Genomic DNA, 15,948 nt, shown 5'->3' with positions numbered 1-15,948 from the left:
CTGTCAGCAATGCCCGCAGGCGCTCACCACAAATGCCGGTCTCGGGAAAACATTCTGCCCCGCCGATTGTGACAATCGGCAAAGCGAAGTCGAAAAAATAAAGGGGCCAATTCAGGCCCCTTCGTTACAGATTGATATCTGATTGATAAGGGGCTCTTTATCAGAGCAAGCCTTATTACTCAGCTTCAGCGAAGGTTTCTTCAGCCTGCTGAGCCAGGTCCTGAGAGCGACCTTCACGTACAGTGGCAGCCACTGCAGTCAGGTACAGGCTAACAGCACGGATCGCATCGTCATTACCTGGGATAATGAAGTCAACGCCGTCTGGATCAGAGTTGGTATCAACGATAGAAAACACCGGGATACCCAGGTTGTTTGCTTCTTTGATAGCGATATGTTCGTGATCGGCATCGACAACAAACAGTGCATCTGGCAGGCCGCCCATGTCTTTGATACCACCCAGGCTGTTTTCCAGCTTGGACAGTTCACGGGTGCGCATCAGTGCTTCTTTCTTGGTCAGTTTGTCGAAAGTGCCATCCTGAGACTGAATTTCCAGATCTTTCAGACGCTTGATTGACTGACGAACGGTTTTCCAGTTAGTCAGCATGCCACCCAACCAGCGGTGGTTAACGAAGAACTGGTCGCAGCTCAGAGCGTGCTCTTTTACCGCTTCGCTTGCAGCGCGCTTAGTACCAACAAACAGGATCTTACCTTTACGGGAAGAGATCTTGCTCAGCTCAGCCAGAGCTTCGTTGAACATTGGTACCGTTTTCTCAAGGTTGATGATGTGAACTTTGTTACGAGCGCCGAAGATGAATGGCTTCATTTTCGGGTTCCAGTAACGGGTCTGGTGACCAAAGTGTACACCGGCCTGGAGCATGTCGCGCATGGAAACAGTTGCCATGATTACCTCTATAAATAAGTTTGGGGTTAAGCCTCCACGTATCCCATACAACCGACCCATCGGCTTTTTCAAGCCTGCAAGGCACCCCGGCGTAGGTGTCGATACGTGTGTGTTATTTACACATAGTGAGATTAGTGCGTTTCTTTGCAACGGTGAAACTCAACGTACAAGGAATCGTCGGCGCGCTTTATACCATAAAGTCGACATTGAAGCCAACTGTTGTTGCATTTGCAGTCCGTTGTTGCCTGCAAGCCCGCTCAGAGATCAAACTCCAATTGGCAGCGCCCTGGTGGACTGCTACCATTGCCCTACTCTCATTATTATTGTCGAAAATGACGACAAATGCGGACCGAATGAATGGCAATTTCAATAAAAACCCCTGAAGAGATCGAAAAAATGCGCGTGGCCGGCCGCCTGGCCGCCGAAGTACTGGAAATGATTGAGGAACACGTGGTTCCCGGTATCAGCACCGCTGAGCTGGACCGCCTGTGTCACGATCATATCGTGAACAAACAGCACGCGATTTCCGCCTCACTCGGCTACCACGGCTTCCCCAAATCAGTGTGCATTTCGGTCAATGAGGTGGTGTGCCACGGCATCCCGAGCGACGATAAAATCCTCAAGGATGGCGATATCGTCAACATCGACGTTACGGTAATCAAGGATGACTACCATGGCGACACCTCAACCATGTTTATCGTCGGCAAGCCCACCATCCAGGGTGAGCGCCTGTGCCGTATAACGCAGGAAAGCCTCTATCTGGCCCTGCGTATGGTTAAGCCAGGCATTCGCCTGCGCACCCTGGGCCGCGAAATCCAGAAATTCGTCGAAGCACAGGACTTCTCCGTGGTACGCGAGTATTGCGGTCACGGCATCGGCAAGGGGTTCCATGAAGAGCCTCAGGTATTGCACTACGATGCCGATGATGGCGGCGTGGTGTTACAGCCAGGCATGGCATTCACCATTGAACCTATGGTCAATGCTGGCGACTACCGCATCCGCAGCATGAAAGATGGCTGGACGGTAAAAACGAAAGATCGTAGCCTGTCTGCACAGTACGAACACACGATTGTGGTGACTGAAAACGGCTGTGAAATCATGACGCTGCGTAAAGATGACACCATTCCGGCGGTTCTGACGCACGAAAGCTAACATCCCGCCGCGGGCCAGACGGGAGCCGCGTGATATGTTCAGCAATCTAAGCCGGCCGCCGCCGGCTTTTTTTATCTCTTCGGAGCGGTGAAATGAATAAAGAAGTGACGGACGTCAACATCCTGAAGAAACTCACTCGCGCCCCGCGACGCTGGGATGATGAAGAGCTGAACCGCGATACGTTGCGGCATCACCTTGATACGTTCCAGCTGCATCTCGCGACCGCCTTTGATGCCGGGCAGGATGCGGAAAGCCTGATCGCTGCCCGCACCCTGTTTATTGACCGTCTGCTGCGCCGCCTGTGGCGTTTTTTTGGCTTCCCGGAAAAAGAGGGGATAGCCCTGGTGGCGGTGGGCGGCTATGGCCGCGGTGAGCTGCATCCGCTGTCTGATATTGACATTCTTATTCTCAGCCGCCAGCCCCTTTCAGACAGCGACGCCCAGCGTGCCGGCGAACTGTTGACGCTGATGTGGGATTTAAAGCTGGAGGTGGGTCACAGCGTACGCACGCTGGAAGAGTGCCTTCTTGAGGGGCTTTCAGACCTCACCGTCGCCACTAACCTGATCGAATCCCGCATGCTAACCGGCGATCTCGCACTCTTTCTTGAAATGCAGAAAAACGTGTTCAGCGACGGGTTCTGGCCATCTGACCGCTTTTTTGCCGCCAAAATTGCCGAGCAGCAGGAGCGTCATCAACGCTACCACGGCACCAGTTATAACCTGGAGCCGGATATTAAGAGCAGCCCCGGCGGTCTGCGCGATATTCACACGCTACTATGGGTAGCACGGCGTCACTTCGGTGCAACCTCCATGGCCGAAATGGTGGGTTTTGGTTTTCTTACCGAAGCGGAGCGCAACGAGCTGAACGAATGCCAGAGCTTTCTCTGGCGCATTCGCTTTGCTCTGCATCTCTCGCTAATCCGCTACGATAACCGCCTGCTGTTTGACCGCCAGCTCAGCGTAGCCCAGCGCCTGAACTACCAGGGTGAAGGCAACGAACCGGTCGAGCGCATGATGAAGGATTTCTTTCGCGTGACGCGCCGCGTTGGGGAGCTGAACCAGATGCTGCTACAGCTGTTTGACGAGGCGATTCTGGCGCTTGGTGCAGACGAGAAACCGCGCGCGATTGACGAAGAATTCCAGCTACGCGGCACGCTGATCGACCTCCAGGACGAAACGCTATTTGTCCGCCAGCCGGAAGCGATCGTGCGGATGTTTTATACCATGGTGCGCACGCCGAAAATTACCGGCATCTACTCCAATACCCTGCGCCATCTGCGCCACGCACGCCGCCACCTGAAGCAGCCGCTGTGCAATATTGCTGAAGCTCGCGAGCTGTTTATGGCCATTTTGCGCCATCCTGGAGCCGTCAGCCGTGCGCTGGTGCCCATGCACCGTCACAGCGTGCTCTGGGCCTATATGCCGCAGTGGAGCAGTATCGTCGGTCAGATGCAGTTTGACCTGTTCCATGCCTATACCGTGGATGAACACACTATCCGCGTGTTGCAGAAGCTGGAAAGCTTCGCCGATGAAAACGTCAGGCCACGTCATCCCCTCTGCGTAGAGCTGTGGCCACGCCTGCCCCAGCCGGAGCTGCTGCTAATGGCTGCGCTGTTCCATGATATCGCCAAAGGACGCGGTGGCGATCACTCCATCCTCGGCGCGCAGGACGCACAAGAATTCGCCGAAATGCACGGGCTGAATTCGCGTGAAACGCAGCTGGTCGCCTGGCTGGTACGCCACCATCTGCTGATGTCGGTGACCGCGCAGCGCCGCGATATTCAGGACCCGACCGAGATCCAACAGTTTGCGGAAGTGATGCAAAATGAGAACCGCCTGCGTTATCTGGTCTGCCTGACGGTAGCCGATATCTGCGCGACCAATGAAACGTTGTGGAACAGCTGGAAACAGAGCCTGTTACGCGAGCTGTTCTTCGCCACCGAGAAACAGCTGCGCCGGGGCATGGAGAACAGCCCGGATCTGCGCGAGCGCGTGCGTCATCATCGGCTTCAGGCGCTGGCGCTACTGCGCATGGATAATATCGACGAAGAGGCGCTACACCGTATCTGGAGGCGCTGCCGCGCCGACTACTTCCTGCGCCACACGCCAAACCAGCTGGCCTGGCATGCACGCCACCTGATGAATCACGATTTGAGCCAACCGCTTATCCTTGTCAGCCCACTGGCAACGCGCGGCGGCACCGAGATTTTTATCTGGAGCCCGGACAGGCCGTATCTGTTTGCAGCCGTTGCCGGGGAGTTAGATAAGCGTAATCTTAGCGTCCATGACGCGCAGATTTTTACCAGCCGCGACGGCATGGCGATGGACACCTTTATCGTGCTGGAGCCGGACGGTAGCCCGCTGGCGACCGACCGCCATGAGGCAACGCGTCACGCTTTGGAACAGGCCATCTGTCAGACCGACTGGCAGCCGCCACGCACCCGCCGCCAGTCTGCACGCCTCAAACATTTTAACGTGGAAACCTCGGTGAACTTTCTCCCCACCCACACCGACAGGCGAACCTATCTGGAGCTGGTGGCGCTCGACAGGCCCGGCCTGCTGGCCTGCGTTGGCGAGGTCTTCGCCGATTTAGGCGTGTCGCTGCACGGTGCACGCATCAGTACCATCGGCGAGCGTGTCGAGGATCTGTTTATTCTCGCCGACAGCGAACGGCGGGCGTTAGACACAGAATTGCGCGAAGTACTGCAACAACGGTTGACAGAGGCCCTGAATCCAAACGATAAAGTGTGACCCGATTCAATTTTTAACAGCGCCACCGCCGCGCCCGCTCTGGTGGGACCGAATTTTTTCAACGGCGGCTGGCAAAAACCAGGAAGAGACTAACGATGCAACAGTTACAGAATGTTATTGAAGCAGCCTTCGAGCGCCGGGCTGACATTACCCCGGTCAATGCCGATACCGCCATCCGCGAAGCGGTCAGTCAGGTTATCGCCCTGCTGGACAGCGGCGCTCTGCGCGTTGCCGAGAAGATCGACGGCCAGTGGGTCACCCATCAGTGGCTGAAAAAAGCGGTTCTGCTCTCTTTCCGCATTAATGACAATCAGGTAATTGAGGGTGCAGAGAGCCGTTTTTACGACAAGGTGCCGATGAAGTTTGCTGACTACGACGAAGCGCGCTTCAAAAAAGAAGGCTTCCGCGTGGTGCCACCCGCGGCGGTACGTCAGGGATCGTTCATTGCCCGTAATACCGTACTGATGCCCTCTTATGTCAACATTGGCGCTTACGTCGATGAAGGCTCGATGGTTGATACCTGGGCTACCGTTGGTTCCTGTGCACAGATTGGTAAGAACGTTCACCTGTCGGGCGGCGTTGGCATCGGCGGCGTGCTGGAGCCATTACAGGCGAACCCCACCATCATTGAAGATAACTGCTTTATCGGTGCGCGCTCCGAAATCGTTGAAGGCGTGATCGTGGAAGAAGGCTCGGTGATCTCAATGGGTGTATATATTGGTCAGAGCACCAAAATTTACGACCGCGAAACCGGCGAAGTACATTATGGTCGCGTTCCGGCTGGATCGGTCGTGGTGTCCGGCAACCTGCCATCTAAAGACGGCAGCTACAGCCTGTACTGCGCGGTGATCGTGAAAAAAGTGGACGCTAAAACCCTTAGCAAAACCGGCATCAATGAACTGCTGCGTACTATCGACTAATCTCGTCTGCGGGCGGCGGCAGCTGCCCGCACTTTAATGTAACGTTAACTTTACAAAACAACAGATAGCAACCTTTCCCCCGTCGCGCAGCAGATGATGCTATTGAGCACATTTTGAGCCATAATCCGCGCCGTTCAGCGCAATGACGCTCCTCCCCCGATCCGTCTTCTTCATTTTGTACCTATCATCACCGGAGTTCGGGATGGGTGAACTGAGTAAAGCGAGGGCGTACAGCGCACTTCCACCGCTACGGACAGATAAGGACGTATGCACAGCGCGTGCTGCACAGCCCCGTATTTGCGACGCGCAGCCGAAACCACCATCTCCCGCATAAGGATCAACACCATGTATGACAATTTGAAAGGGTTGGGTATTGCTTCACCTGAAGATATTGACCGCTACAGCCTGCGTCAGGAAGCCAATAATGACATCCTCAAAATCTATTTCCGCAAGGACAAAGGCGAATTTTTTGCCAAAAGCGTGAAGTTTAAATACCCACGCCAGCGCAAGACCGTAGTGGCCGATAACGCCAGCCAGGGCTATAAAGAAGTGCAGGAGATCAGCCCGAATCTACGCTATGTCATTGATGAACTTGACCAGATTTGCCAGCAGGATCGCATTGAAGTCGACCTGAAGCGTAAAATATTGGACGATCTTCGCCATCTGGAAAGCGTGGTATCCAACAAGATCACAGAAATTGAATCCGATCTGGAAAAACTGACCCGCAACGGGCGCTAGTACAGACAAAAAAACGGTGCCGCATGGCACCGTTTTATTATCTGCTATTTTCCATCAGCGCTATAGAGCGCTGTTTAACCGCAAAAATTACTGCGTCAGCAGATAAATCGAGCTGTCCCCGCGTTTAATACTGAGCGCCAGTACCGAAGGCTTACTGTCGAGAATTTTTCGCAGTTCACCCAGATTAATGACCGGCTGCTGGTTAACCCCGAGAATAATATCGTCTTTCTTCAGACCGATACGCGCTGCGGCAGAGCCCGGTTTTAGGTCATCCACTTTAATGCCCTTCACGCCTTTGACATCGTAATTGCTAAGGTCAGCCCCTTCAATACCGGTATAGATGGTGGCGGAATCGACTTTCGCCGCGCTGCTCTGCTGCAGCGCCAGATTCACCGTCATCGGCTTACCGTCGCGGATCAAACCCAGATCCATTTTGGTGCCTACCGGCAGCGAACCGACCTGAGCACGCAGGGCGGCAAAGCTGGAGATCGGCTTGTTGTTGATTGAGACAATCACGTCACCCGCCTGAATTCCGGCCTGGGCCGCTGAAGACTTCGGCAACACCTGGCTGACAAACGCGCCGCGCTGCGCGTCAACTTTCATCGCTTTTGCCAGCTCGGAGTTCAGTTCAGTACCGATGATACCCAGCTCGCCGCGTTTCACCTGGCCATACTCAACCATCTGAGCGCTCAGGTTTTTCACCATGTTCGACGGAATGGCGAAGCCGATACCGATGTTTCCGCCGTCCGGTGCCAGGATGGCGGTATTAATACCGATCAGCTCACCGTTCAGGTTGACCAGCGCGCCGCCGGAGTTACCGCGGTTGATCGCGGCGTCAGTCTGAATAAAGTTTTCATAGTTTTCCACATTCAGGCCGCTACGCCCCAGGGCAGAAACGATACCTGACGTGACGGTTTCGCCCAGACCATAAGGGTTACCGATAGCGACGGTGTAATCCCCAACCCGCAGATTGTCAGAGTCGGCAATCTTGATTGCGGTCAGATCCTTGGCATCCACCAGCTGGATCAACGCGATATCGGAACGGGGATCTTTGCCGATCATCTTCGCATCATATTTCCGGCCATCGCTGAGCTGAACCTGGATTTTCGTCGCATTATCAACAACGTGGTTATTCGTCACCACGTAGCCTTTCGCCGCATCAATCACCACGCCGGAACCCAGCGCACGGAATTTCTGCTGCGGGCTGTCTGCCCCATCGTTATCGCCAGGTACGCCCCCCTGACACAGTGGAGAGCCGAGGAAAGGTGAGCCCTCCTGACAGAACGGTGAATTGCCACCAAAGAACTGTTGGAACTGCTGGAACTGTTGTGACTGCTGCGCCTTGCGTGGCGTGGTGCCCTCAACGTTAATGCTGACGACTGAAGGCATCACCGTTTCCAGCATCGGGGCCAGGCTTGGCAACTGTTGCGTCGTCGGAGCAGAAGAAGAGGAGGAGGAGGCAGTTTCGGCCGCGATGGACGTTACGGGGCTTAATGCCAGACCCATGCTTAAAGCCAGCGCACTCAATACTAACGTATTCTTTTTCATTAGGCGGATTCTCAAGTGATTAAATAAAGTAACCATCAGGTCGGTTATGCATAATGAGATTGATATATACGCGCTAAGTTCATGTCTCAGGATGAATTATAAGTAAAAAAATATTGTTCATCTTTACAAAAGTTAGCGCTTCATCTCTCACTCGACGGCCATCAGGCGCCGGTACTCATCCCAGGCATACAAATCTGTCATACCGCTAATGTAATCCTGCAACAGGCGTGCGCGATAATAATATTCCCAAATCGCCTCTTCCTGTGGACTTTTATCCAACTGTTCCACGGCTTCGCTGTAAGCCAGACGAAAACGGCTGGAGAGTTTATGAAACAACCGCGTTTCAATTGGATAGCCTTTTAAATAATCATTTGCCGCCAGTTCGCCGAACTCTTTGCGCGTCAGTTGTAATAACGGACGGTAAATATCTAACAAACCTCGGATCACCCGATAGCCCTGTAGCTCCAGCTGTTCAACGTCAGGGTGATTAAACACATGACGAACGGCAACTTTTTTGAAAATATCCAGCAGCTGGCTGTGGGGGCTGCCGTCCTCTAACAGCGCTGCGTTAAAGTCTCCGCGATAAACGGCGGGCAAATTGTCAATAAAACGACTGGCGGCATATGGCACCAGCTGCGCCACGGTATTGACACGTAAATACATAAAGAACTGATCTTCACTGTAGCAATGCGTCTGCTGGCTGCGTGACTTATCCAGCGCGCTGGTGACCACGGTGGCAAAAAGGTCTCCCGGCTGGTGCTCGGGCCAAATCTTAAAGAGATGGTGATAGAGCTGTTCAACGTCGAAGATATTTTTCTCCACCGCATCTTCCAGATCCGCCACACAATACGAGATATCGTCGGCGGCCTCCATAATATAGGTCAGCGGAAAGCGGCAGTGCGGCTGAATATCTAAATGGTTTCGCAGTCTTTCAATATATTCTTCTTCCGCAAGGTAGAATCCTGGCTTTTTCATTAAATAGTCGTGGCCAGCGGGGATGGGATCGGTCAGCCAGGCGGGGCGGGTATATTTCAAAATGCAGCCGACCTGCGCCCAGGTCAGGTTCATTTTCATCAGCGTGTGCACCATGCGGATCGCCTGGGCATTACCTTCGAAGTGCGCTAAATCCTGGCGAACCTTCGTGCGCAGTGGGTCTAGTCCGTCATCCTGACGATGCAGCAACCCCGTGGCGCAGCGATCTTCGCGTCCGCTTTCCAACGACCAGCCCGCGTCCAGCTGCTGGCAAAACCAGTCATTGATCGCCGACTCACCAAAATGACCAAACGGGGGATTGCCAATATCATGCATCAGACAGGCCATTTCGACGATACTTTCAAACGGGCCGGTCAGCTGCGCCAGCCCGAGGGCTTCCAGTCGATCCGCCTCCTGGAGGCGCGTCAGCACCTCTTTGGCGATATAGCGCCCGACCTGCTGAACCTCCAGCGAATGGGTCAGTCGTGTACGCACCGCCGCGTTGCGCTCCAGCGGGAAAACCTGGGTTTTCTGCTGCAGGCGGCGGATGGCCGCGGAGTTGATGATGCGGCCACGATCGCTCTCAAAGATGCGCAAAATTTCATGTTCATCTTTCGGCCCCTGGTCAGGTCGATAACAACGCTGCCAGTTAATTTTGTTGCGAAAGTCAATCGCGGTCATACCTTACTCCCTTTCATTTGAGGCGCGACGCTGGCCGCAGAGCAGATCTCTGTCGGGTTGCCATGATAGACTATGCGCCGAAATGAATGGCAAATTCCACTAATTCAGAGAGTATCCCTATGAAAGCAGGCATTATTGGCGCAATGGAACAGGAAGTGACGCTGCTGCGTGACAAGATTGAAAACCGTCAAACCTTGACGCTGGCAGGCTGCGAAATTTATACCGGCACCTTGAACGGCGTGGACGTTGCCCTGCTAAAATCGGGTATCGGTAAAGTCTCTGCCGCACTGGGCACCACTCTGCTGCTGGAGCTTTGCAAGCCGGACGTGGTGATCAACACCGGTTCAGCGGGCGGGCTGGCGGCAACGCTGAAGGTTGGCGACATCGTCGTGTCAGACGAAGTGCGCTATCACGACGCCGACGTTACCGCGTTTGGTTACGAAGCGGGCCAGATGGCAGGCTGCCCGGCGGCGTTCAAGGCCGACGAAAAGCTGATTACCGCAGTTGAGCAGTGTATTCATCAGCTGGATCTGCACGCGGTGCGCGGGCTGGTGGTCAGTGGTGATGCCTTTATCAACGGTGCAGCCCCGCTGGCACACATTCGCAACACCTTCCCGCAGGCGATTGCGGTTGAGATGGAAGCGACCGCCATCGGTCACGTCTGCCACCAGTTTGGTACGCCTTTTGTTGTGGTACGCGCTATCTCCGACGTGGCGGACCAGCAGTCACATCTCAGCTTTGATGAGTTCCTGGCGGTGGCGGCGAAACAGTCTTCCCTGTTAGTAGAAAAGCTGCTGGCCCACCTGGCACAGGGCTAAGCCCCCTACTCTCGTGACTACCGTGGCTGGCTTTTGCCGCCACGGCTGAAAGCGCCCTGCCCCCGCCGAAAAAAATCGCGCAAATTTTAGACAATTTTATCAAACTGGACTAGCCGAACATCTTCGGAACAAGTATCATGCCAACTGTGCAAAAAATGTGCGGCCGATGCTGTATCCCGGACCGCCTGAAGCGCAAAAAAATCACCGTTAAGGTGATTAAAGGTTCTACATAAAGAGTCGTTAACTTAACCACGCGCGCTATCACGCGTATTTCAAAACGAAGCTCACCCTTTGTTTTACTATAAACACCAGGAACTCTTCCCCCGCATGAAAACGGTTTATCTGGCCCTTGGGCTGATGATGACGGGTCATGCCTTTGCTGGTTCAATGACCGGCAGCATAGGCGTGAAAGTTGTCATCTACTCGCAGTGCAACATCAACGGGCATAATATCCCTGCCCATGGCGCGACCACTATCCCCTGTGCTGGGGGATCTCAGGTACAGCCTAAAATCACACAAAGCCCGCTAATGCACGATGCAAAAACCGGGCGAAATACGAACTTAGTTACCGTAGAATGGTAAAAAAAGGCTTCCTAGTTTATCACGACCAGGAAGCCTTTTCTCGATTAACGTCACGCTGCGGTCAGCCTGCCAGGGGAAGAAAGCTGGATCCTGACGCACTCAGATACTGAACGAAGAACCGCAACCGCAGGTGGTTTTAGCATTCGGATTGGTCACGATAAAACGTGATCCCTCCAGCCCTTCCGTATAATCCACCGAACCGCCCACCAGATACTGCAGGCTCATTGGGTCTACCACCAGCGCCACGCCCGATTTCTCAATGGTCATATCACCTTCATTGACTTTATCGTCGAAGGTAAAACCGTATTGAAAACCGCTACAGCCGCCGCCGGTAATATAGACGCGCAGCTTCAGGTCGGGGTTGTTCTCGTCGGAAATCAGGTTTTTGACTTTACTGGCCGCAGCATCAGTAAATTGCAGGGGCAGTGCTACATCGTCAGTCATTGCAAACTCCAGTATTCGTGCAGGCCGGGTGCCTGACAGGTCACTATTCGACCATCATTGCGGTCATTATCTTATAGCCAGGTATAGCAATCAAGTTTTGCCACCCAGAGCGCGCCTGCCAGATAAGACGATAGCACAGCATGGTACATCCTTCGTCGCAAAATAATTGCGACCAAATCTTGCCTGAGGCACCGGTGGCCTTTCGCCGGATGGCGATGTTCCCTTAGAATGGATGCGTTTTTATCATGAATTTCAGGAGTGGTTCCATGAGTAAGTCTGAAAACCTGTACGCTCAGGCGCAGCAGTTAATCCCCGGTGGGGTCAACTCGCCGGTGCGAGCCTTTAATGGCGTGGGCGGCGTGCCGCTGTTTATCGAGCGCGCCAACGGGGCTTATCTGTATGACGCAGACGGTAAAGCCTATATTGACTACGTCGGCTCATGGGGGCCAATGGTACTGGGTCATAACCATCCGGCCATCCGCAATGCGGTGATCGACGCGGCCGAACGCGGCCTGAGCTTTGGCGCACCGACCGAGATGGAAGTCAAAATGGCCGCGCTGGTCACCGAGCTGGTGCCGACGATGGATATGGTACGCATGGTGAACTCCGGCACCGAAGCCACCATGAGCGCCATCCGTCTGGCGCGTGGCTTCACGCATCGCGACAAAATTATCAAATTTGAAGGCTGCTACCACGGCCATGCCGACTGCCTGCTGGTCAAAGCCGGTTCCGGCGCGTTAACCCTCGGCCAGCCGAACTCCCCCGGCGTACCGGCGGATTTCGCCAAACATACGCTGACCTGCACCTATAACGATCTCGCGTCGGTGCGTGCCGCTTTTGAGCAATATCCGCAGGAGATCGCCTGCATTATCGTTGAGCCGGTGGCCGGGAATATGAACTGCGTGCCGCCGCTGCCGGACTTCCTGCCAGGGCTGCGCGCGCTGTGCGATGAATTTGATGCGCTGCTGATTATCGATGAAGTGATGACCGGCTTCCGCGTGGCGCTGGCCGGCGCTCAGGCCCATTACGGCGTCGAGCCGGATCTGACCTGCCTCGGCAAAATCATCGGCGGCGGGATGCCGGTGGGGGCGTTTGGCGGTCGCCGCGAAGTGATGGAAGCCCTGGCCCCAGGCGGCCCGGTGTATCAGGCCGGCACGCTGTCGGGGAACCCGATTGCCATGGCCGCGGGCTTTGCCTGCCTGACCGAAGTCGCCCAGCCCGGTACCCACGCTACCCTGACCGAACTCACCAACCAGCTGGCTGATGGCCTGCTGGCGGCAGCGAAAGCAGAAAACATCCCGCTGGTGGTCAACCACGTTGGCGGTATGTTCGGGCTGTTCTTCACCGATGCCGCCAGCGTGACCCGCTATGCTGACGTAATCCGCTGTGACGTCGAGCGCTTTAAACGTTTCTTCCATCTGATGCTGGCAGAAGGCGTTTACCTCGCACCTTCAGCGTTTGAGGCTGGGTTTATGTCGCTGGCGCACGGTCAGGCGGAGATTCAGCACACGATTGATGCTGCCCGCCGCAGCTTCGCCAAACTGTAATTTCTCGGGGCGCAACGGTAGCAAACCGTTTCGCCCCGCAGCCTCATACCTTGCGCAGCAAATAGATAAAGTACGGCGCGCCAATAAAGGTGGCATGCAGCCCTGCCGGGATCTGATCCGGGAACGACAGCATACGCCCGCACCAGTCCGCCATCACCATCAGCCCTCCGCCCAATAACGCCGCCATCACCAGCTGCGGCAAGGCGCGCCGGAAACCCAGCATCCGCGCCATATGGGGAGCCATCAGCCCGACAAAACTTAACGGCCCGATAGTCAGGGTCGCTGCCGCCGTCAATACCGCGGCCAGCAGCAGTAAAACCAGACGTGACGGCGTTAACGCCATCCCCACCGCGCGTGCGGTAACGCCCCCCAGCGGCAGAATAGTCAGCCAGCGACGACACAGCGGCACCAGCGCCATTAGCACCAGCGCAATCACCAGCGTGCGCTGCGCCTGCACAGCATCAATTTGGTAGGTTGAGCCGGATATCCACGTCATGATGCCCCTCATACGCGGATCGCCGCTGGCCAGCAGCAGCATCATCAGAGTACTGAATGCGGTACTGAGCGCCATTCCGGCCAGCAGCATGCGTTCGGGCGAGAAGCCACCGCGTCCGGCGACAATAGAGATGATAAGTAACGTTAATCCCGCCCCCAGGCTACCGGCCGGCAGCAGCCAGCCAAACGCATCGCCCGGCACAATAAACAGCATGATGACGACGCCAAATGCCGCACCGGAACTGATGCCCAGCACTTCCGGGCTTGCCATCGGGTTACCGGTCAGACGCTGCACCACGCAGCCCGCCACGCCCAGCATCATACCGGTGGCCAGCGCCGCCACCAGGCGTGGAGCACGCCACGGCAACAGCTGGTGCCACAGCTCGCCGCTGGCCCAAATCCAGCCGTTGGCGCTGCGTCCGAGACTCAGCCCTACCGCCAGCAGCATCAGCAGAGCTCCACCGCCCAGCAGCGCCCACCACAGCACGCGCTGACGCTCGGTCGGGGTTCTGTCGCCCAGATCCAGCGCCGGAGGCTGTGCCGCGCTGCGCAGACGCGGCAACAGCCACAGTAGCAGAGGCGCGCCGATCACCGCCGTCACCGTACCGGTGGAGATCTCCCCAATTTTTCCGGTCAGCGCCAGCACCGACTGATCAGCCAGCCACAGCAGCAGCGCCCCCATCAGCGGTGCGATCGCCAGACGGGCAATCAGGCGGCGGAAGCCGAGCATTTTTGCCAGCAGCGGTGCAAAAAGCCCGATAAAGCCGATAATTCCGGCGGCATTGACCAGCGCAGCGCTGATTACGATTGCCAGCGCCAGCGTGGCAATACGTGCCAGCGAGATCGCCAGCCCAAGATTTTTGGCCACGCCATCATCCAGCCCCATCAGGGTCATCGGGCGCAGCAGCAGCAGCGTCATCAGCAGCCCACACAGCAGAAACGGCCAGAGAAACTCAACGTTGCTCCAGTCCATCTGATTCAGCGAGCCGGTGCTCCAGAGAAACATATTCTGCAGCTGGTCGTGATTAAAAATGGCGACGATTTGATTGACCGCACCGCAGTAGAGTGACACCACCAGTCCGGCGAGGATCAGCGCCACCGGCGACAGGCGTTTGCCCCAGGCAACGCCGAACACAACCCCCCCGACCAGCATGGCGCCAATCAGCGCCGCCAGCGGCGGCGGCACGACGTTTGCAGCGGCTCCCCACAGGGTCACCACCGTCAGCCCCAGCTGGGCGCCGCTGGCAACGCCAAGCGTGGCCGGTTCGGCCAGCGGATTGCGCAATACCTGCTGAAACAGCAGCCCTGTCAGACCAAGACCCGCCCCGACTAATAGCGACAGCGTGAGGCGTGGCAGCAGGCTATAGTGAAACACCATCTGTTCAATATTGTTGAGATCGGGCGCGCCCAGCGCACTGAACCACTGATTGACGGGCAGATTGTGTTGCAGATTAAACAGGGTTAACGCCAGCGCCACAAAAAACAGTAGCGGCAGCAATAAACGAGACTGGCGCATTATTTCTCCCCCAGTTCACGGTCAAGGCAGTGGAGAAACTGCATCGCCGACAGCGTGGCACCATAAAACCAGACGCGCGGCACCTGGCGGAAACGCCGCTCACGAACAAACGGCATCGACTGCCATAGCGGACTGGCGGTGACCTGCTGCATCAGGCTTTCGTTACCGTGTTCAAAGCAGATAGCCTCCACGTTATGCAGAATTGCCAGCCGTTCGATGCCGATCACCGCGCTGCCCCAAAAGGTTTTTTCACCCTGCCAGGCATTTTCCAGCCCAAGATGATCCATCACTTCCTGGAACAGGCCGTTGGCGGTAAACACGATGGCGTGACGTGCATCCAAAATCGACATCAGCAGTAAAGGACGAGGTGAACGGCCGGCCAGCCGCGTTTTGACCTGCTGCATCAGCGCATCCAGCTGTGCCAGGTGAGCCTGTGCCTGCGGCACGCGGTCGATACGCTCTGCCAGCGCCATCAGCGCATGGCGCGCGCTGGTCAGCGGCTTATCACTGCCGTCGTTAAAGGTAAAGCCCATGTGCGGCGCAATACGCTGTAAACGCGCGGGATCGGGGCCGTATCCCTGTGAATAAAGGATCAGCGACGGCTGCATTTGGGTGATCAGTTCAAGATTGGGTTCGGTACGCAGCCCGACATCCACCACCGATGGCGGCAGTTCGGGTTTACCCACCCACAGGCGGTAGTTATGCAGTTCTGCTGCCCCCAGCGGCATGACGCCCAGCGCCATCAGCAGTTCGAGCGGCAGCCATTCCAGCGCGATAATACGCGGTGCGCTGGCAGCATGCGCAACGCCGGGAAGCCTTGCCAGCAGCGGAGAACAAGCCAGGGCGGTTAACAGACGGCGGCGCATCAAATCCGGCATGACGAT

General features: G+C 56.0%; 13 protein-coding genes. 7 read left to right on the top strand and 6 right to left on the bottom strand.

Annotated features, from left to right (window positions below; translation table 11 throughout):
• Window positions 1-175 precede the first annotated feature (175 nt).
• Window positions 176-901 (bottom strand): 30S ribosomal protein S2, encoded by a 726-nt coding sequence (gene rpsB, locus ETA_RS05525; protein WP_012440637.1) that lies wholly within the window; start codon window positions 899-901, stop codon window positions 176-178.
• A 357-nt stretch (window positions 902-1,258) separates the two neighbouring features.
• On the opposite strand from rpsB, the gene map reads away from it, so the two are divergent.
• The 4 genes from map (at window position 1,259) to ETA_RS05505 (ending at window position 6,461) form a co-directional block, all read left to right on the top strand.
• Window positions 1,259-2,053: a type I methionyl aminopeptidase gene (gene map, locus ETA_RS05520; protein ID WP_012440636.1), complete on the top strand. Its 795-nt coding sequence runs from the start codon at window positions 1,259-1,261 to the stop codon at window positions 2,051-2,053.
• A gap of 92 nt (window positions 2,054-2,145) precedes the next feature.
• Window positions 2,146-4,803, top strand: coding sequence for a bifunctional uridylyltransferase/uridylyl-removing protein GlnD (glnD, locus tag ETA_RS05515; protein WP_012440635.1), 2,658 nt, complete (start codon window positions 2,146-2,148; stop codon window positions 4,801-4,803).
• Window positions 4,804-4,898: 95 nt separating this feature from the next.
• Window positions 4,899-5,723, top strand: coding sequence for a 2,3,4,5-tetrahydropyridine-2,6-dicarboxylate N-succinyltransferase (gene dapD, locus ETA_RS05510; protein ID WP_012440634.1), 825 nt, complete (start codon window positions 4,899-4,901; stop codon window positions 5,721-5,723).
• A gap of 345 nt (window positions 5,724-6,068) precedes the next feature.
• Window positions 6,069-6,461, top strand: coding sequence for a DUF3461 family protein (locus ETA_RS05505; RefSeq protein ID WP_012440633.1), 393 nt, complete (start codon window positions 6,069-6,071; stop codon window positions 6,459-6,461).
• An 87-nt stretch (window positions 6,462-6,548) separates the two neighbouring features.
• Here the strand turns inward: ETA_RS05505 and degP are convergent, their stop codons facing one another.
• Both degP and dgt read right to left on the bottom strand, forming a co-directional pair.
• Complete coding sequence (degP, locus tag ETA_RS05500) at window positions 6,549-8,009, bottom strand: serine endoprotease DegP (RefSeq protein WP_012440632.1); 1,461 nt, start codon at window positions 8,007-8,009, stop codon at window positions 6,549-6,551.
• Between the two features lie 147 nt (window positions 8,010-8,156).
• Window positions 8,157-9,662 carry a dGTPase gene (dgt, locus tag ETA_RS05495; protein WP_012440631.1) on the bottom strand — a complete coding sequence of 502 codons (1,506 nt, stop codon included), beginning with the start codon at window positions 9,660-9,662 and terminating at the stop codon, window positions 8,157-8,159.
• A 119-nt stretch (window positions 9,663-9,781) separates the two neighbouring features.
• Between dgt and mtnN the strand changes: the two genes are divergently transcribed.
• Both mtnN and ETA_RS05485 read left to right on the top strand, forming a co-directional pair.
• Window positions 9,782-10,480 carry a 5'-methylthioadenosine/S-adenosylhomocysteine nucleosidase gene (gene mtnN, locus ETA_RS05490; RefSeq protein ID WP_012440630.1) on the top strand — a complete coding sequence of 233 codons (699 nt, stop codon included), beginning with the start codon at window positions 9,782-9,784 and terminating at the stop codon, window positions 10,478-10,480.
• A gap of 327 nt (window positions 10,481-10,807) precedes the next feature.
• Window positions 10,808-11,062 (top strand): hypothetical protein, encoded by a 255-nt coding sequence (locus ETA_RS05485; RefSeq protein WP_012440629.1) that lies wholly within the window; start codon window positions 10,808-10,810, stop codon window positions 11,060-11,062.
• Window positions 11,063-11,161: 99 nt separating this feature from the next.
• Here the strand turns inward: ETA_RS05485 and erpA are convergent, their stop codons facing one another.
• Window positions 11,162-11,506, bottom strand: a complete 345-nt coding sequence (gene erpA / locus ETA_RS05480) for an iron-sulfur cluster insertion protein ErpA (RefSeq protein WP_012440628.1) — start codon at window positions 11,504-11,506, stop codon at window positions 11,162-11,164.
• Window positions 11,507-11,772: 266 nt separating this feature from the next.
• Here erpA and hemL point away from each other — a divergent pair, with 266 nt between their 5' ends.
• The gene (gene hemL, locus ETA_RS05475; RefSeq protein ID WP_012440627.1) at window positions 11,773-13,053 is read left to right on the top strand and encodes a glutamate-1-semialdehyde 2,1-aminomutase; all 1,281 of its coding nucleotides are present in this window, start codon (window positions 11,773-11,775) and stop codon (window positions 13,051-13,053) included.
• 43 nt (window positions 13,054-13,096) lie between these two features.
• On the opposite strand, the gene fhuB is transcribed toward hemL, so the two are convergent.
• Window positions 13,097-15,064: a Fe(3+)-hydroxamate ABC transporter permease FhuB gene (gene fhuB, locus ETA_RS05470; protein WP_012440626.1), complete on the bottom strand. Its 1,968-nt coding sequence runs from the start codon at window positions 15,062-15,064 to the stop codon at window positions 13,097-13,099.
• Window positions 15,064-15,942, bottom strand: a complete 879-nt coding sequence (gene fhuD, locus ETA_RS05465; RefSeq protein WP_012440625.1) for a Fe(3+)-hydroxamate ABC transporter substrate-binding protein FhuD — start codon at window positions 15,940-15,942, stop codon at window positions 15,064-15,066. Before fhuD ends, fhuB begins: the two co-directional genes overlap by 1 nt.
• Window positions 15,943-15,948: the final 6 nt, after the last annotated feature.

Origin of the sequence: Erwinia tasmaniensis Et1/99, from assembly GCF_000026185.1 — a bacterium.
Taxonomy (GTDB): domain Bacteria; phylum Pseudomonadota; class Gammaproteobacteria; order Enterobacterales; family Enterobacteriaceae; genus Erwinia; species Erwinia tasmaniensis.
Note: the sequence above shows the minus strand (reverse complement) of the source record. Positions and strands in the feature narration are given on the sequence as shown.